The sequence below is a fragment of the Campylobacter sp. JMF_06 NA1 genome (assembly GCF_027737785.1).
Lineage (GTDB): Bacteria > Campylobacterota > Campylobacteria > Campylobacterales > Campylobacteraceae > Campylobacter_B.
Genome location: NZ_JAOVUA010000004.1, coordinates 71139 through 88955 on the forward strand (window position 1 = coordinate 71139; position 17817 = coordinate 88955).

Sequence of the window (17817 nt, forward strand, 5' to 3'; positions counted from 1 at the left end):
CAATTTTACCAAAATTTCATAGAGTTTTTGATACTATCGCACGCAAAATTTTAAAGGAAAAATATGAATTATGATGTGATAGTTATAGGCGGCGGACACGCTGGAATCGAGGCTGCGCTAGCAAGCGCGAAAATGGGCGTGCGCACACTTTTGATTACGATTTTAGTTGAGCAATTAGGCGCTGCAAGCTGTAATCCTGCAATCGGAGGCCTAGCTAAGGGGCATTTGGTCAAAGAACTCGACGCTCTTGGGGGTCAAATGGGGCGCACCACCGATGAGTGCGGTATTCAATTCCGCATACTAAACGAGAGCAAAGGCCCGGCTGTGCGTGGTTCGCGCGCGCAAATCGATATGGATAAATACCGCATTTATATGCGAAATTTGCTTTTAAACACGCCAAATTTGGAGCTCACGCAAGAGATCGCAACCGAAATTTTAAGCGAAAATCGTGGTGATGAAATCATCGTGCGAGGCGTGAAAACCCACCTTGGCAACGAATACACCGCCAAAAAGGTCGTCATCACCACTGGCACATTTTTAAACGGCCTTGTGCATGTGGGCGAAAGCACCATAGAAGCGGGGCGCGTTGGCGAATTGCCATCGAAAAATCTCTCAAATTCGCTCAAATCTTTCGGCCTAAAAATGGGCAGGCTCAAAACCGGCACCTGCCCTAGAATCGACGCAAAAACAATTGATTTTAGCGTCTTAGAACGCCAAGACGGCGATGAAAATCCAAAGCCATTTAGCTTCCGCACCGAAAATTTCGCGCCAAATCAGCTTCCATGCTACATCGCCTATACAAACGAAAAAACCCACGAGATAATCAGCTCAAATTTCGCCCGCGCGCCGATGTTTACTGGGCAAATTTCAAGCACGGGGCCAAGGTATTGCCCTAGCATAGAAACCAAAATTTACGAATTCCCAGATAGAGAGCGCCACCATGTCTTCGTCGAGCCCCAGACTGCGCAGGCTAGCGAGTATTATGTCAATGGACTTTCAACTTCGCTGCCTTACGATGTGCAAGTGGGCTTTATCCGCTCGATTAAGGGCTTTGAAAACGCCAAAATCGTGCGCCCAGGATACGCTATCGAATACGACTATGTCGATCCAACTGAGCTCAAACACTCTTTGGAGTGCAAAAAGGTCTCGGGGCTGTATCTTGGCGGACAGATTAATGGCACCACAGGTTATGAGGAGGCTGGGGCACAGGGGCTTATGGCGGGTATTAACGCAGGCCTTGCCGTGCGCGGTAAAGAGCCGCTAATCTTGCGCCGTGATGAGGCCTACATCGGCGTGCTGATTGATGATTTGGTCACCAAAGGCACGAAAGAGCCATACAGAATGTTTACTTCGCGCGCCGAGTTTAGGCTACTTTTGCGCGAGGATAACGCGATTTTGCGCCTTGGCAAATATGGCCACGAAATAGGGCTGATTGATGATGAAATTTATAGCAAAATTTGCAAGATTGAGGGCGAGACGAGGGCTGGTGTGGAGCTTTTAGAGGTCAAAGAACTCACGCCAAACAAGGCAAATTTGGCGTTTTTAGCAGAACTTGGCGAAGAGCCGATAAGCCAAAATGTAAGCTTGCAAAAAATCGTAGCCAGAAAGAGCTTTACAAAAGAGAAATTAAAATCACTTGATCCGATTTTTGCGGGATTTTGCAATGAGAGTTTGGAGCAAATTTTAGTCGAGTGCAAATATAAACACTACATTGCCGAACAGCGCGCCAGTATCGATAAAATGAAGGATATGCTAAGCGTGAAAATCCCTGAGGACTTCGATTTTCGCGCGGTTAGCGGGCTTAGCAATGAAGTGGTTGAAAAGCTAGAAAAATTTGCCCCGCCGACGCTGTTTGCTGCAAGTGAGATTTCAGGTGTAACACCTGCCGCGATTGATATTTTGCACATTTATATCAAAATGCGTGGGAAAAAATAAGGAAATGCGAAGCATTTCCGTAAAAATAAAATCAGCTAAATTTAGAAAAACGAAGTTTTTCTAAATTTAGCCACTTCTAAGGTTTTACAGGGGTGGGGGTTGGTAAGGGGGAGGGTAGCGTCTCCTAAAAAGCGCGCCCTCCCCCTTACGAGAAAAGCAAAATTTTGCCTAAAATTTAAAAAATAATTCAATGCTAAATTTAGGTTGAATTTTGAATTTAATTTTACTGGATTGCTTCGCTCGTTACACTCGCTCGCAATGACAGCAAAATTTAGCGTAAGGAATTTTAAAGTCGTAGATTGCTTCGCTTTCTGCGAAAGCTCGCAATGACAGATTTAACAAATTTGCCTACCATTGTCATTGCTAGTAAATTTCGGGGCAGTGTTTGGGGGTTGCGCTAGCGAAATGCCAAATTTTAAAATTTCAAATTTGCCAAATTTAAAATTTATAAAATTTTTTGTGCTTAAATTCCGCAATTAAACAAATTTAAGGACAAAATTTTGAAACATTACAAAGGTTTTGGCAAGCAAATTTTGCTAATGATTATCTTTAATGCCGTTTATAGTGGCGCTGGAATCGCGATTTTGGCGTTTATCAACAAATATTTGCTAGGTGAGGGCGAGAAAACGACCTCGCTAATTTTTATGTTTTTTGGGCTTTTGGTGCTGTTTTTGGCTCTATCAGTCGCTTCGCGCGCCGTGCTTTGCGTGATTGAGAATAACTTCGTCTTCAACCTGCGCTCAAAGGTCATCAAGCAGATAATCGATACGAAATTTGAGCGCATTGAGGCCGCTTCTAAGGCGAATTTGCTGGCGTCGCTGAGTTCTGATATTTCGCGCTTGACTGATGGATTTATGCGCATTAGCGAGCTAATCCAGGGCGGTATGACGGTCGTGTTCGCTGGAATTTATACGATTTACATTTCGCCGAAAATGTTTTTGTTTTTGTTCGTGTGGATCGGCGCGCTGATGATTTTAAACCAGCTAATCATGCGCAAAGTAATGCAAAATTTCGACGCTTACCGCAAAAACGAGGACGAGCTTTACAAGAACTATTCTAAGGCGATTGAGGGGCACAAGGAGCTTTCGCTAAACATAAAAAAAGCGCGCTATCTTTACGAAAACGAGTTTATCCCAAACGCAAACAATCTGCGCCAAACCTCGCTAAAAGCGCAGGTTTATCAGGCATTTGCGGGGAATTTTATGAGCGTGATGATGCTAGGAGCTGTGGGCGTGGTGCTGTTTTGGGGGCTAAATGGTGGCGCTCAGGCCCTCGCAAATGCCGTAACAATCGCACTTACGATATTATTTTTGCGCGCGCCATTAATGATGCTCGTTTTCTCTTTCCCAAGCATTTTGCGCGCCAAAATCGCTTACCAAAAAATCGAGGAATTAGGGCTAGATCCGCATGTGGCGGGATTTGAAATAAAAAATTTAGCCCCGTGGGAAAAACTCGAATTAAAAAATGTAAATTTCACATATAAAAACGGCAAATTTGGCGTGAAAAACCTAAATTTAGCCATAAATTCAGGCGAGGTCGTGTTTTTAGTCGGCGAAAACGGCAGCGGCAAATCGACGCTGTTTATGATTTTATCTGGGCTTTATGGCGCACAAAGTGGCGAAATTTGCGTCGATAATAAGGCAGTAAGTGCAGATGATTTGCGTTCATATAGCAATAATATAAGCGCGGTTTTTAGCGATTTTTATCTGTTTGATTATATCGTGGGCGATGAAAACACTGCGCGCGAGTGGCTCGAAATCATGGAAATTTCGCAAAAGGTCAGTATCGAAGGGGGCAAATTTAGCACCACAAATCTCTCCGCAGGTCAGCGCAAACGCCTAGCACTCGCGGCTGCGCTAAGCGAGGGGCGCAAATTTATCATGCTTGATGAGTGGGCAGCAGATCAAGACCCGCACTTTCGCGCGCACTTTTACGAGTGCATAATCCCAAGGCTCAAAGAGCGCGGATACACGATATTTGCGATAAGCCACGATGATAAATATTTCGGTGTGGCAGATAAAATTTATAAAATGAGCGGGGGCGAAATTTCGCAAATTCGCTGAAATTTTGGTTTAAATTTTGTCGGATTAATTTTTCTTTGATAAAAATTTAATTTTAATTTACAAAATTTAGATTATACTTCACACGCAATTTAACTGAAAGGATCGAAAATGAAAAAAGTTTTCATCGCATGTGCTGCATTAGCGGCAATTAGTTCAAGTGCTTTTGCTGCTGACGGAGAGGCGCTATTCAAAAAATGCGCAGCATGCCACGGCGCAAACGCTGACAAACCTTACCTAGGCGGTAAAGTTCCAGCGCTAAACACACTTGCAAAAGACGATATTGTCGCTAGTGTCAAAGGCTACAAAGAAGGCACTGTCGGCGACGGCGGTAAGGGCAAATATGGCATGGCTGGCGTAATGAAAGGCCAAGTCGCAACACTAGATGACGAGTCAATCGCAGCATTGGCTGATTTCATCGAAAGCAAAAAATAATCCCCCTTTTTAATCAATTCTAGCCTGGCGCGTCCCCCTCGCGTCAGGCTTTTTTAATTTAATCAAATTTATAATCCTTGAAATTTCGAAATTTGGAGCTTTTATGAGCGATTTAAATTTTATAAACGAGATGAAAAACAAGGCTATCGCCGGTGAGTGTTTAAGCAAAAATGAAGCGTTAAATTTAGCCAAAACTAGCGATTTGGACGCACTTTTGAACACGGCAAACGAGATTAGGCAAATTTGCTGTGGCGATGAGTTTAATTTTTGCTCGATTATAAATGCGCGTTCTGGCAAATGCTCGGAAGATTGCAAATATTGCGCCCAGTCTGCGCATTTTAAAACAGGTTGTGAAACTTACTCGCTTTTGGACATGGCGCCCGTTTTGCAAATGGCACAGAAAAACGAAAAGGCAAAAGTTCATCGCTTTTCGCTCGTTGCTAGCGGTCGTGGGATAAGCGAAAATGACAAAGATATGCCAAAAATCGAGCAAATTTATCGTGCGCTAAGAGAGCAGACGAATTTGCACCTTTGCGCGTCGTTTGGGCTTGCAAGCGTGCAAGCCTTGCAAAAGCTCAAAGATAGTGGCGTGAAAACTTATCATCATAATTTAGAGACTTCGCGCAGGTTTTATCCGCGAATTTGCACCACGCACACCTATGATGATAGAGTGCAAACTATCAAAAACTGCCACGCTGTCGGGCTTGATGTGTGTAGCGGCGGGATTTTTGGGCTTGGCGAGAGCGTGGAAGACCGCATAGATATGGCGTTTGAGTTGCGAGAACTTGGCGTAAGCTCTGTGCCGATAAACATTTTAATGCCGATTTCAGGCACTCCGCTTCAAAACTGCGCTCCGCTTAGCGAAGAAGAAATTTTACGCTCTATCGCCGTGTATCGATTTATTTTACCACGCGTTTATCTGCGTTTTGCAGGCGGACGCATAAAGCTAGGTAAGAGTATCGAAAAAGCGCTAAATTCCGGCGTAAATTCGGCGATTACGGGGGATTTTCTTACCACCACCGGAGATAGCATAAGTGGCGATATGGCGCTTGTTTCTGCGCTTGGATTTAGGATATAAATTTGCGAATTTAAGCTGTTTTTTGTAAAATTTCGCAAAAATTTTGGAGAAAAAATGTTTAACGGACTAATCAGAGAAATCGCCGAAGTCGTTAGTTTTAGCGGAAATTCGCTTCGAATTCGCGCCAAATTTCGCCCTGAGCGTATCGGCGATAGTATCGCTATAAACGGCGCGTGTTTGAGCGTAACGCAAATTTTAGCTGACGGCTTTGTCGTGGAGATTTCAAGCGAAACCGCCGCACTTATCGCCACGCAAAATTTCAGAGGCAGGGTGCATATCGAACCTGCTATGCGGCTTGGAGATCGCATTGACGGGCATTTGGTGCAAGGGCACATCGACGGCGTGGGCGAAATCACAAAAATAAATAAGCTAAAAAGCGGATTTGATTTTTTTATAAATTTGCCAAAAAATTTAATGCCATTTGTCGCAAACAAAGGCTCCGTGGCGATTGACGGCGTGAGCCTTACCATAAACGAAGTTTTATCTAGCGGAATTCGCCTAACCATAATCCCCCAAACTATGAAAGATACGCTATTTGGCGAGTTTAAAACGGGGCGAAAGGTAAATGTAGAAACCGATTTGCTCGCAAGATACGCAGCGCGAATTTTGGGCTTTGTGGGCGAGAAAAAAGAGAGTTTGTCGTGGGATCAGGTGAATTTGATTTCAAGCCTTTACTAAATGCCTTTAAATTCGGCTTTACAGATAAATTTGGTTTAGCTAACGCAATTTTTAAGGATACTGCGCCGAAAAATTTGAACGGCGAAAATTTGGGTAAATTTGGCAAATTTAACCTTGCTTTTCATGTGGGCGATGAATTTGAAAATGTGCTAAAAAATCGTTTTAAACTGGCAAATTTGCTGGGTTTAGAGTTACGAAATTTGATTTTTATGAACCAAATTCATAGCGATAAAATTTGCGTTGTTGATGAGAAATTTATGGCTGAATTTGGAGCGAAATTTGATAAATTTTTTGAATTTGGCGAATTTAGAGATTTTGGCGAAAAAACGCAAGGCGAATTTGTGAAAATTTTCCCAGAGTGCGATGCTTTGGTTACGAATTTAAAGGGCGTTTGTTTGTGCGTTATGGTGGCGGATTGTTCGCCTGTTTTGCTACTAGATGAAAAAAGCGGCGCAGTGGGCGTGGCACACGCTGGTAGAGCCGGGATTACGCAAAAAATCGTAACCAAAACAGCCATTAAAATGAGCGAGTGTTACGGCACGAAAATTTGCGATTTAAGCGTGATTGTGGGTGCAAATATCAGGGGCGAGTGCTACGAAGTGGGCGAAATGGATTTGGGCGAATTTAACGCCTTTAAGCGTGGCGATAAATTTGATATGAATTTGGCTTTAAAGGCTGAATTTGCTGAGCTTGGCATAAAAAAATTCGCATTTAGCAAATTTTGCACTCATTGCGAAAATTCGCTTTACTCATATCGCCGAGACGGCGTAACAGGGCGTTTCTGCGGGTTTGTTATTATAATTTAGGTTAAATAACCTAAATTATACTAATTTTGTTTTATAGATTTTAATTTTACATATAAATCACTCGTTCTATTTTCATATTCAAGAATATCCTTATGCTTTTTGACAAAATCTCCAAATTTACAACAGCCATAATTTTTAGGATTAAAATCTGGTAGAAATTTTTGTAATTTTTGACTTAGAGTGCTTGCTGGTAAAAATTCTTTATCTGATTGTTCGTAAATTTTTTTTAAAATTTCTTTTTCTTTCTTTGATAATATTTTTATAGTGTTTAAAGTATTATCTAGTGTTTCTATGTATATAAATTGATTATATGTTGCAATTAGTGATTTATTGGTAGTTTGATTGCCAAAACCATATACTTTTTTTCCAAGCTCTTTAACTGTTATGGCTAAATGCGTAAAATCACTATCGCTAGAACATATACAAAAACAATCTATTTTATTTTGAAAACAAATTTTCATAGCATCTATAATCATAACGCCATCTGCTGTATTCTTCTTTTTTATGTATTCGGGGGTTTGAATTATATTGATAGCATTGTTTTTTGATACTTCTCTCCAAGAATTAAGTTTTATAAAATCACCATAGGCTCTTTGTATCACTACTTCACCAAATTTTTTTGCTTCAAGTAATATTTTTTCTACGGCTGATGCCGGAATATTGTCGGCGTCTATCAAAACTGCTACCTTATTTCTAGCGTTATCAACCATATTTATCATCTCGTTCATAAACGGTATGATTTGAAAATTCCCGTTTTCTAAAATTTTATCTTGTATATTTTGAAGTTCATTTGTCATTTTATATCTTTTGTAAATTAATTTGTAGGTAAGCCCTATTGCTAGGGCTTACGACTTATTTCCCTTTCGGTGTATTGCCACGACCGCCACCACTTGGTTTGCCAGTGGTTGAAGGGTAATTTGGATTTGAATTACCTTTTGCCATTTTTTACATTCTCCTTTCTTTAAAATTTGCTATAATTTCTTATAGCTTTGACGAAATTATATGATAGAAAGTAGGGACAAATGGCGACAGAAAATCAAGAAATGTTGGAAAAATTAAAAAATGAAATTAAAAAAATTTACAAAAGTAACAACGAATTTTTTAAAAAATTTGTTGTGGCTAATGGATATAACAGCGATGATATAACCATAGAAAATTGTAAAAAAATATTTCAAAGAATACAAAAAGGTAAAAATCCAACAAAGTTGGATACAAAAAGATTAAAAGAAATGTTTAATTTTTTACAAGAACAATCAGAATATAAAAAACACAAAAGTTATAAGCCATTAGTAGATGATAAATTTCATAAAGAACATTTAACTTCCGATGAAATCGAAGAAGCAATAAAATTAGGTCAATAAAATAGCATTATTTCAACAAACATTGTTTTGAATTTTGAGTTTTAATACAATCAGCAGTTTTTATTTGCTTTCTCATTTTCTCTATTTTTTCATTGTATCCATTGATACATTTTCTAATTTGTTCATCGCTTCTATCGCCACCTATACACTCATCGATAAAAGCAAATTCTTTTTCTACATTATATCTGCCGTATTGGTATCCGCCAAAAGATAAAAGTATAATTAAAATAAATTTAGGTATAAAGTTAGTATCTTTATCGTTTGTTAAAGTTGATATTTCATTATTTTGTGATAAGAATTCATAAATTTGATTTGCCTGATGAATATTAATCTTGCCTTTTATGATTTCAATATTTAGCTCTTTGGCAGCATTTTCTACTAAATGGCAAAAATTTGGTGGTTCTTCAATATTTGAAACCATATATTTCCAAATTTCACCAATTTCAATTTCTTGTAAATTTGACATAAGTCTTCCTTGAATTTATTATTAAATAGAATAATTATATCTAAATTAAATATAAAAATTTAATGTTAATTATTTTTTTGGTAATTCTATGATTTTTTTACAACATGTGAATTTGGACTACTTATGCCGACGATTTTTTGTGCTTACGAGTTTGGACGAGTGAGATAAGCCTGTTTTGGCTATCGAACGAAGTCTAAACGAAGTATCACAAAAAAGCTAGGCTGGGTTCAATCTCTAAATTTATACCATAAATTTATCTTAAATTTAGCATACTTTCAGTATAATCCACACTTCATTTCACACGCATTTATCCTTATTTAGTTGCAAATTTGGCAAGTTGTGAAAGCAAATTTCACGCCCAAAAAGCCCTAAATTTGCTAAAAAATGCGGAGGAAGAAACTAAATTTCGGGCTAGTCCCACAAGGAGAAAACTCATGGTTACAATGAGAGATTTATTAGAATGTGGCGTTCATTTTGGTCACCAAACACGCCGCTGGAACCCAAAAATGAAAAAATTCATTTTTGGCGAGAGAAAAGGTATCTATATCATAGATTTGCAAAAAACTATCCGCTACTTCCGCTACACTTACAATGTCGTTCGCGACGCAGCAGCTGAGGGCAAAACAGTGCTATTTGTCGGCACTAAAAAACAAGCAGGTGCGACTTTGCGTGAATACGCTGAAAAATGCGGAATGCCATTTGTAAATCATCGCTGGTTAGGCGGTATGCTAACAAATTTCAGCACTATCAAACAATCAATCCGCAAACTAGAAGTCATCGAAGCTATGGAAGAAGACGGCTCAATCAACCTTTTAACAAAAAAAGAAGCCTTAATGCTGCGCCGCAAAAAAGAGAAATTAGAACAATATCTTGGCGGAATTCGCAATATGAAAAGCTTGCCTGATATGATTTTTGTCATCGATGTAGTAAAAGAAAAAATCGCCGTAGCAGAAGCAAACAGACTAAAAATCCCTGTTGTAGCGCCACTAGATACAAACTGCGACCCAGATGTTGTAGATTTCCCAATTCCGGGTAATGATGACGCTATTCGTTCAGTTCAACTTTTCTGCCAAGAAATGGCTGAGGCTATCAATGAAGGAAAAGCGCTAAGAGATCAAGACAGCGTAGAGGGCGAGGGTGGCGAACCAGTTAGCCAAGCAGAAAAAGACGAAATCGTAGAAGAAGCGATGAGCGAAGAGGATTTCGAAACAGCAGAGGACGCAGAATAATGGAAATTTCAGCACAAATGGTAAAAGAACTGCGCGAAAGCACTGGCGCAGGTATGATGGATTGCAAAAAAGCATTAGTTGAAACAAACGGCGATATGGAAAAAGCCGTAGATCTACTACGCGAAAAAGGTCTTGGCAAAGCTGCGAAAAAAGCAGATCGCTTAGCTAGCGAAGGTCTAGTATGTGTCGAAGTAAATGGCAACGCTGCAACAATCAGCGAGGTAAATTCAGAAACTGACTTCGTCGCAAGAAACCAAAATTTCATTGATTTGGTTAAAAATATCACTATTCATGTCCAAAAAAATAGCATTGAAACAGTAGAAGCGCTAAATGAGAGCGTAATCGACGGCGTGAAATTCGAAGATCACCTAAAAACTCAAATCGCAACAATCGGCGAAAATTTGGTTGTCCGCAGATTTGAAACCGTTAAAGCTGGCGTAAATGGCGTAGTCCAAGGATACTTGCACTCAAACAGCCGTGTGGGCGTCATCATCGCAGCAGCTTGCGATAGCGAAAAAACTGCCGAAGGCGCAAAAGATTTAATCCGCAACCTTTGTATGCACGCAGCAGCTATGAAACCAAGCGTGATTAGCTACAAAGATTTGGATAAAGAATTTATCGAAAAAGAATTCGCAGCACTTGTGGGCGAGTTAGAAAAAGACAATGAAGAGAGAGTAAGACTAGGCAAACCTTTGCACAAAATCCCAGTATATGGCTCACGCGCTCAAATCACTGATGAGGTTTTGGCGACTGAGACTGAGAATTTAAAAGCAGAACTTAAAAAACAAAACAAACCTGAGCAAATTTGGGACAAAATTATCCCAGGTCAAATCGATAGATTTATCGCTGATAACACTCAAATCGATCAAAGACTTACGCTTATGGGGCAATTTTTCGTAATGGACGATAAAAAAACTATCGAGCAAGTAGTGGCTGAGACAGCTGAGAAACTCGGTGGCAAAATCGAAATCGTAAAATATGTCCGCTTCGAAGTAGGCGAGGGCTTAGAGAAAAAAGTCGATGACTTCGCAGCAGAAGTCGCAGCACAAATCGGCTAAAAATGACACTTTTAAAGGGCGTTAATCTTACTCATGCGTATGATTATACGCTCTTTAATGATATAAATATCACAATAAATTCAAATTCTACTAGCGCCATTTTGGGCGTGAGTGGTTGCGGTAAATCCACACTTTTGCACATTTTATGCACACTTTTAAAGCCAAATTCGGGCGAAGTTTTTTACAATGACACAAATTTATACTCGCTAAGCGCAGACGAACGGCTTAAAATTCGCAGGCATGATTTTGGTATAATTTTTCAATCACACTACCTTTTTAAGGGCTTTTCTGTCAAAGAAAATATCGAACTTGCAGCCAAGCTTACAAACAACAAAATTGATTATGAAATTTTAGAAAAACTAAAAATTACAGGGACGCTATCCCAAAATATCGGCGAGCTTAGCGGTGGTCAGCAGCAACGCGTCAGTATCGCTAGGGTGCTAAACAAACGCCCACGCATTATTTTTGCCGATGAACCAACTGGAAATTTGGACAAAAACACCGCTAATGAGGTCATGGAGGTGATATTTGATTATATCGCCAAAAATGACGGCGCACTCGTGCTTGTCACCCACGACGAGTCGCTTGCAGGCAAATGTTCGTCAATTTATCGCCTAAATAATCAAAATTTAGCTAAAATATAAGCAATCACTAACCAAAATTATCCTAAAATAGGGAAATTTTTTTTCAAAAAGGCTAAAAATGAAAATTTTACTTGATAGCACAAATGAACAAGTTGCAAAAGTAGTTAATATTTGTTGCGAACGCACACACTCTGATTTAGCGAATTACAGCATTGATGAACAAGATTATGATTTGGTGATAAAAGATTATAGCGAAGAGGATAGCATTTCTCATTTTGATGTCGATAAAACCTTGTTTTTGATCTCCAAAGACGATATTATCGTAGGCGCGACACACACGCTGACTAAGCCATTTGCGCCTGCTGAATTGATTAAATTTATTAGCGGATTTTCATCTGCAAAACCAAATCCTGAGATAAAATCAAAAATGGCACAAGAATTCGCCGATGTCAGCTCGATGATGAAAGAGATCGAGTCAATCGATGAAAAGGGCGATAAGGGCGCTGATATGGGAATCGGCCTAGCGCCAATCAACGATAGCGCAGATGAGGAAACAAAAGCTGAAAACCCTGCGCCAAAACCAAAACCAACCCTAAATATCGATGCTGGCGATACAATCTCTCTTGCTACTAGCGCAGAAGCTAGCGATGAGGTGCAAAACGAAGTAAAATCTGAACCTGCAAAAAATGAGCCTTTTAATATCGAAATTCCTGATAATTTAGATGATTTGGTTTTAGAACTTGCCCCTAGCGAGCCAGAAGCTAAACCAAGTGATGAGAGTGTTAGCGAGCCTGCAAACGAGGCCGAAACTACCGCAGAAGCTAGCGTAGAGCCAGCTAGCGATGTAGCTTCTGAAAGCAACGAAGCTAGCCAAAGCGAGGCTAGCACGCAAAATTTCGAAAGCCTTTTAGATGATTTTTACAACTCTGACGATGATGTTCCGCTATCTGCATTAGCTGAAAATATCGATGATGACACACCACTTTCTGCTATGCTAGATAATGTAAATGACGATGTTCCGCTATCTGCATTGGCCGAAAATATCGATGATGATACGCCGTTAAGTGAAATTTCGCTTGATGATCTTGACGATGATAAACCTTTAAGCGCATTGGCAGATGAAATTTCGCTAGATGATATCGATGATGACATGCCACTAAGTGCTGTTATGGATCAAATTTCAGACGATATGCCACTTAGTGAGATTGCGCAAAATAACGAGCCAGAAGAGGCGCAAGAAGAGCAAAAAGAAGCAAAAGTAGAAGCGCAAGAAGAGGCAAAAGAGCAGAGCGAAGATTCATCTGATAGTGATTTTGGTTCGATGTTTTCTTCGATGTTTGATAATTCTAGTGATGATGAGCCAGAGGATAAAGCAGAGGGCGAAAAAGAGAGTGAAGCCCCAATCGCGCTAGCTAGCGACAAAGAAATTCCTTTGGCAAATGTTTCGTTAGAGCCAGCATTTGAGAGTGTAGAGCATGGTGAGGACGAGGCAAAGGCTGAGCCAGAAGCCCAAATTTCACAAGATGAGACCTCAGATGAGGACGATGAGGAAGCTGGCGATGATGACTTGCTATTTGATAATATTTTAGCCCTCGAAAAAGATAAAAAAGTCGCTTCCGAGCCTGTTAAAGCGGCAGCGCAAGATGAGAAAAAAGATGAAAAACCAAATTTTGATGATTTGGATTTACCGCAAGTCGCAAGTGGCGTAGAGCTACCTGATATTAAACCAGCTGTCGATGTTAGTGTCGAGCCTACCGCTCAAAGCGAGGTTCCTGCGCATGTCGCACCAAAAACTCGCGATGAAGTTAATCGAATTTTAGAGCAAGAGCGCAGATTTTTGAGCGTTGATGAGCTAAAAGAGCAGTTGCGCTACGATTTAGAGGCAAATATCGCTAGTGTGTTGGAGCAATTCTCTGGCGAGGAAAACATACAAGAAGCACTTAAAGACCTTAGAATCAATATCAATATCTCATTTGAGGATAAATAATTGCTAGGTAAAATTTTACTAGTTTCAGGTCCAAGCGGAAGCGGTAAGAGCACCCTTATAAAGAGGCTTATCGCTGAGTTTGGCACAGATGAGATATATTTTTCTATCAGTTCTACCACAAGAGATATGCGAGATGGCGAAAAAGACGGCGTGAATTACCATTTCATCAGCAAAGACGAATTCAAAGCCGGCATAGAAAATGACGAATTTTTAGAGTGGGCGCTCGTGCATGGCAACTACTACGGCACATCGTTAAAAGCCGTGCGAGAGGCGCTAAATTTGGGCAAAGTCGTGATTTTTGATATTGATGTGCAAGGTTTCGAAATCGTTCGCCAAAAAATAAGCAAAAACGAGCTTACTACGGTTTTCGTAACCACTCCGAGCCCAGCAGAGCTAGAAAAGCGTCTGCTAGCACGGGCAGATACAGCCTCTGCGGACATTGCTACGCGTTTGCAAAACGCAAAAGACGAGATAAAATATCTCGCGCAATATGATTATTTCGTGATCAACGACGAGCTAGAAAGCGCGTATTTAAATTTTAAATCAATCTACAAAACAATCAGATTAGAAACCGCTAGATGCGATATTTCAGCGGTTATGAAATCTTGGAAATAAGGAGATACAATGGGCGTTAGCGTTCAACAATTGCTAATTATTTTGGCTATTATAGTGTTGCTTTTCGGAGCGAAAAAAATCCCTGAACTTGCAAAAGGCGTAGGCAAGGGTATCAAGTCGTTTAAAAAAGAGATGGAAGACGACCCAAAGCTTGAAGAGAGTGTGAAAAAAGAGAGCGAAACTACCAAAGCTGACGAATCTCAAAAGGCTTAGTTTTTGAAAAATTTAGCTATAAACGAAATCTCTCGCGTCCTAGGGCGCGAGGTAATCATCGAAAAACCAAAAGACAAAACCCTAGCTCACTATGCTTCGCCTGTGGCTTTTTCGCTCGCAAAAGAGCTTAGAAAAGCCCCTAAAATCATCGCCCAGGAGCTAGCGGCTAAATTTAGCGATAACGAAATTTTATCAGCAAGTGCGATAAATGGGTATTTGAATTTTCATATAAAACCTAGTGTACTTGGAAATTTAGCCCAAAATGCGCTAAATTTGGGCGAAAATTTTGCGAAAAATAGCACTGACGCCAAAGGCGAAAAAATCCTGCTTGAATACATTAGCGCGAACCCAACCGGCCCGCTTCACATAGGCCATGTCAGGGGCGCAGTTTATGGTGATACCTTCGCTAAGGTAGGAAACTACCTAGGTAGCGAGGTTTGCACAGAGTATTATATAAACGACGCTGGCAATCAAATCGAATTGCTTGGTATTTCAATGATACTGCGCGCGAAGGAAATTTTCGGGCAGAGCGTCGAGTATCCCGAGAAATACTATCGCGGCGAGTATATTGATGAGCTGGTAAATTTAAGCGTAGAAAAATTTGGCAAAGAGATTTTTTACGATGATGGTAGAATTTTAGAGCTTGCTGAATTTGCCAAAGATGAAGTTTTGAAAATCATCAAAAAAGATTTGGCAGATTGTGGAATTTTTATACAAAACTGGGCTAGCGAAAAGAGCCTTTATGGCGAGCTTGACGCGACGATTGCCAAGCTTGAAAAAAGTGGCGAAATGTATAAAGAAGGCGGCAAGGTTTGGATCAAATCCAGCGCCGTGGGCGACGAAAAAGACCGCGTCGTCATACGAGAGGACGGCCGTCCGACATATCTAGCGGGCGATATTGTATATCACAATAACAAATTCGAGCGCGGATTTGAGCGATATGTCAATGTCTGGGGCGCAGATCACCACGGCTATATCGCGCGCTTAAAGGCGGCAATCCACTTCCTAGGATACGATGAAAGTGCCCTAGAAATCGTGCTTATGCAAATGGTAAATTTGCTAAAAAACGGCGAAGCGTTTAAAATGAGCAAACGATCAGGCACCAGCGTGCTAATGAGCGATGTGCTAAGCGCGATTGGCAAGGATAATTTGCGCTTTATGTTTATTAGTAAAAAGGGCGAAACACCGCTAGAATTCGACATTGACGAGCTTGGCAAAGAAGATAGCTCGAACCCGATTTTTTATATCAATTACGCTCACGCTAGAATTTACCAAATTTTTGGCAAAGCTGGCAAAAATATGAGCGATAGCGAGGTTTTGGGTGCAGATTTTAGCACGCTTGACGAAGCTGGGCTAAATTTGGCTTTTGAGGCGATGACGCTAAATGAGGTTTTAAACGAAGCCTTCGCTAGCAGAGGATTGCAAAAAATCCCTGATTTCCTTAAAATTCTAGCCGCAGATTTTCACAAATACTACAACGAAAACCGCGTGGTTGGCAGCGAAAACGAAAATGCCAAACTCAAACTTTTTGCCCTTGTCGCGCTTAGTATTCGCACGGCGTTTGGCTTAATGGGGCTAAGTGCGAAAGAGCGCATGTAAATTTTGCCGAATTTTCGGCAAAATTTCATTTCAAAATGAAAAATCCTATCAAAACTCTACTTTATAAAATCAAAAAACCGCTCCCGCCGGGTGCGCGTAAAATCAGCGGAATCATCAGCGATGTGCGTGCCTGCGAGGTGAGGGAGAATTTTTTTGTCGTGATTTTTCATGTAGGAGGGCTTAGGTTTAGCTCGATTTTCGCCAAATGGTGGGCGAAAAACGGCGATTTGATTGATGTGATTTACACCAGAGGCTGGCAGGAGGGCACTTATAGCGCGCTTAGTGTCACCAGCTATTCGACCACGGCTTATTGGGGAAATTGGAACTTGATAAAGCGATTTTGTGGCGTTGTATTTTCGCTACTTTTCGTCGCATTTATGAGCGCGGTTATCGTATCTGGCGTGGAAGAAATCGCGCGGATAGAGTATTTTTACAACAAGCTAGTTTATTTTCTTTTCTTTTGCATTGTCGCAATCGTCTATGGCATGGGCGTGGTAAATGCCTATGTCAAATTTAAAGTATTTTTTAGTTTTATCTACTACAAGCGCAAATCTGATAAATTTTTAAAAGCCCTAAATTTAAGATTTCCGTTAAAATAAATTTTAAATTTTAGCCCAAATTTTGATTTTTCGCCTTAAAATAGCTTCCAATCTCGCTGATTAGCACGCCCGCGATTATCAAAACAGCGCCTAAAATTTGCCAGCGATTTAGGATTTCTCCACCTATGAAAACCCCCATAATACCCGCAGTTACTGGTTCTAGCGTGAAAAACAGAGCAACTTTAATCGGCGTGGTGTAGCGCTGCATCAAAGCCTGCGCAAAAAATCCAAAAACCGTCCCTACAAGGCAAATAAAAATCATTGCGATAAAAAATTTCGTATCCAGCACAGGCGCGACACTCACGCCACTGACAAAGTAGCTAGCCAATGCGCAAAACAGGCTAAGCGAGGCGATTTGGACATAGACCATGCCAAAAATTTCGCATTTGCGCACGAAATTCGCCGTCAGCACGATGTGAAACGAATACGCGCTCGCGCAAACGAGTGCCAAAATTTCGCCCACTCCAAAGCCAAGCTCGGTTTGGCAAATGAGATAAAGCCCCGCCACAGCGAAAGCAACGCCGATATAGGCGTATGAGTAGATTTTGTATCCAAACAAAATGCTGGCGATAAATGGCACGAGCGCGACATTCAGCCCCACGATAAAGGCCACCGACGAGCTAGCGGCAAATTTCATCGCAAAGGCTTGGCTTACAAACCCCGCGAACAAAAACAAGCTCAAAATCACGCCATATCGGATTTGCGTGCGTGAGATAGATTTGATTTTGCGCCAAAACAGAGCCGCGACAATCACGCTAGCGATAAAAAATCGCCAAAAAAGCAAGACAAAAACATCGTTGCTCTCAATCGCCCATGCTGTGGGCAAATACCCCAACCCAAAGGCAATCGCCACAAAAATCATGCCGATATCGGCTCTAAATTCCATGCTTAAATTTTTCATAAAGACCCTTTTTGTATTTGGCAAAAATTTAGCAAATTTGGCTTAAATTTGGAATTTTAAAATGTAATTAAATTTACAAAATAATCAAGAATTAATTATGGATTTTCCGCTTCGCAAGCCCGCAACCCTGCTCTGGAATTTGAAATTTGTGGTTGAAATTTTAAATTTCGCCAAATTGCAAGTTTTTGTAAAAATGCAAATTTGGCTAAATTT

The 17817-nt window shown here is 40.7% G+C and carries 18 protein-coding genes; 15 read left to right on the top strand and 3 right to left on the bottom strand.

The window, feature by feature from the left end; all coding sequences use genetic code 11:
* Positions 1–63: 63 nt before the first annotated feature.
* The 6 genes from mnmG to OFO07_RS05580 all read left to right on the top strand — a co-directional run bounded on the left by mnmG (position 64) and on the right by OFO07_RS05580 (position 6992).
* Positions 64–1935 carry a tRNA uridine-5-carboxymethylaminomethyl(34) synthesis enzyme MnmG gene (gene mnmG, locus OFO07_RS05555; RefSeq protein ID WP_270871237.1) on the top strand — a complete coding sequence of 624 codons (1872 nt, stop codon included), beginning with the start codon at positions 64–66 and terminating at the stop codon, positions 1933–1935.
* Positions 1936–2435: 500 nt separating this feature from the next.
* Complete coding sequence (locus OFO07_RS05560) at positions 2436–3998, top strand: cyclic peptide export ABC transporter (RefSeq protein WP_270871238.1); 1563 nt, start codon at positions 2436–2438, stop codon at positions 3996–3998.
* A gap of 108 nt (positions 3999–4106) precedes the next feature.
* Entirely contained in the window at positions 4107–4430 is a 324-nt protein-coding gene (locus tag OFO07_RS05565; protein WP_270871239.1) for a c-type cytochrome, read from the top strand.
* Positions 4431–4533: 103 nt separating this feature from the next.
* Positions 4534–5508 (top strand): biotin synthase BioB, encoded by a 975-nt coding sequence (gene bioB, locus OFO07_RS05570; protein ID WP_270871240.1) that lies wholly within the window; start codon positions 4534–4536, stop codon positions 5506–5508.
* A gap of 54 nt (positions 5509–5562) precedes the next feature.
* Positions 5563–6186: a riboflavin synthase gene (locus tag OFO07_RS05575; RefSeq protein ID WP_270871241.1), complete on the top strand. Its 624-nt coding sequence runs from the start codon at positions 5563–5565 to the stop codon at positions 6184–6186.
* Positions 6150–6992 carry a polyphenol oxidase family protein gene (locus OFO07_RS05580; RefSeq protein ID WP_270871242.1) on the top strand — a complete coding sequence of 281 codons (843 nt, stop codon included), beginning with the start codon at positions 6150–6152 and terminating at the stop codon, positions 6990–6992. Before OFO07_RS05575 ends, OFO07_RS05580 begins: the two co-directional genes overlap by 37 nt.
* A 20-nt stretch (positions 6993–7012) precedes the next feature.
* Here OFO07_RS05580 and OFO07_RS05585 read toward each other — a convergent pair whose 3' ends face one another.
* A complete protein-coding gene (locus tag OFO07_RS05585; protein ID WP_270871243.1) occupies positions 7013–7789 on the bottom strand; it encodes an NYN domain-containing protein in 777 nt (258 codons plus the stop codon).
* Positions 7790–8014: 225 nt separating this feature from the next.
* On the opposite strand from OFO07_RS05585, the gene OFO07_RS05590 reads away from it, so the two are divergent.
* On the top strand, positions 8015–8353 hold the full coding sequence (locus OFO07_RS05590) for a hypothetical protein (protein ID WP_270871244.1): 339 nt from the start codon (positions 8015–8017) through the stop codon (positions 8351–8353).
* A gap of 7 nt (positions 8354–8360) precedes the next feature.
* On the opposite strand, the gene OFO07_RS05595 is transcribed toward OFO07_RS05590, so the two are convergent.
* The gene (locus tag OFO07_RS05595) at positions 8361–8819 is read right to left on the bottom strand and encodes a hypothetical protein (protein ID WP_270871245.1); all 459 of its coding nucleotides are present in this window, start codon (positions 8817–8819) and stop codon (positions 8361–8363) included.
* A 434-nt stretch (positions 8820–9253) separates the two neighbouring features.
* Between OFO07_RS05595 and rpsB the strand changes: the two genes are divergently transcribed.
* The 8 genes from rpsB to OFO07_RS05635 are packed head-to-tail and all read left to right on the top strand — an operon-like array spanning position 9254 to position 16703.
* A complete protein-coding gene (gene rpsB / locus OFO07_RS05600; protein WP_270861913.1) occupies positions 9254–10048 on the top strand; it encodes a 30S ribosomal protein S2 in 795 nt (264 codons plus the stop codon).
* Positions 10048–11106 (top strand): translation elongation factor Ts, encoded by a 1059-nt coding sequence (gene tsf / locus OFO07_RS05605; RefSeq protein WP_270871246.1) that lies wholly within the window; start codon positions 10048–10050, stop codon positions 11104–11106. Before rpsB ends, tsf begins: the two co-directional genes overlap by 1 nt.
* 2 nt (positions 11107–11108) lie before the next feature.
* The gene (locus OFO07_RS05610) at positions 11109–11750 is read left to right on the top strand and encodes an ABC transporter ATP-binding protein (RefSeq protein WP_270861911.1); all 642 of its coding nucleotides are present in this window, start codon (positions 11109–11111) and stop codon (positions 11748–11750) included.
* A 58-nt stretch (positions 11751–11808) separates the two neighbouring features.
* Complete coding sequence (locus OFO07_RS05615) at positions 11809–13677, top strand: hypothetical protein (RefSeq protein WP_270871247.1); 1869 nt, start codon at positions 11809–11811, stop codon at positions 13675–13677.
* Positions 13678–14292, top strand: coding sequence for a guanylate kinase (gmk, locus tag OFO07_RS05620; protein ID WP_270871248.1), 615 nt, complete (start codon positions 13678–13680; stop codon positions 14290–14292).
* Between the two features lie 9 nt (positions 14293–14301).
* The gene (locus tag OFO07_RS05625; RefSeq protein ID WP_270859118.1) at positions 14302–14505 is read left to right on the top strand and encodes a twin-arginine translocase TatA/TatE family subunit; all 204 of its coding nucleotides are present in this window, start codon (positions 14302–14304) and stop codon (positions 14503–14505) included.
* A 3-nt stretch (positions 14506–14508) separates the two neighbouring features.
* On the top strand, positions 14509–16104 hold the full coding sequence (argS, locus tag OFO07_RS05630) for an arginine--tRNA ligase (RefSeq protein WP_270871249.1): 1596 nt from the start codon (positions 14509–14511) through the stop codon (positions 16102–16104).
* Between the two features lie 35 nt (positions 16105–16139).
* Positions 16140–16703, top strand: coding sequence for a hypothetical protein (locus OFO07_RS05635; RefSeq protein WP_270871250.1), 564 nt, complete (start codon positions 16140–16142; stop codon positions 16701–16703).
* Positions 16704–16713: 10 nt separating this feature from the next.
* Here OFO07_RS05635 and OFO07_RS05640 read toward each other — a convergent pair whose 3' ends face one another.
* The gene (locus tag OFO07_RS05640) at positions 16714–17604 is read right to left on the bottom strand and encodes a DMT family transporter (protein ID WP_270871251.1); all 891 of its coding nucleotides are present in this window, start codon (positions 17602–17604) and stop codon (positions 16714–16716) included.
* Positions 17605–17817: the final 213 nt, after the last annotated feature.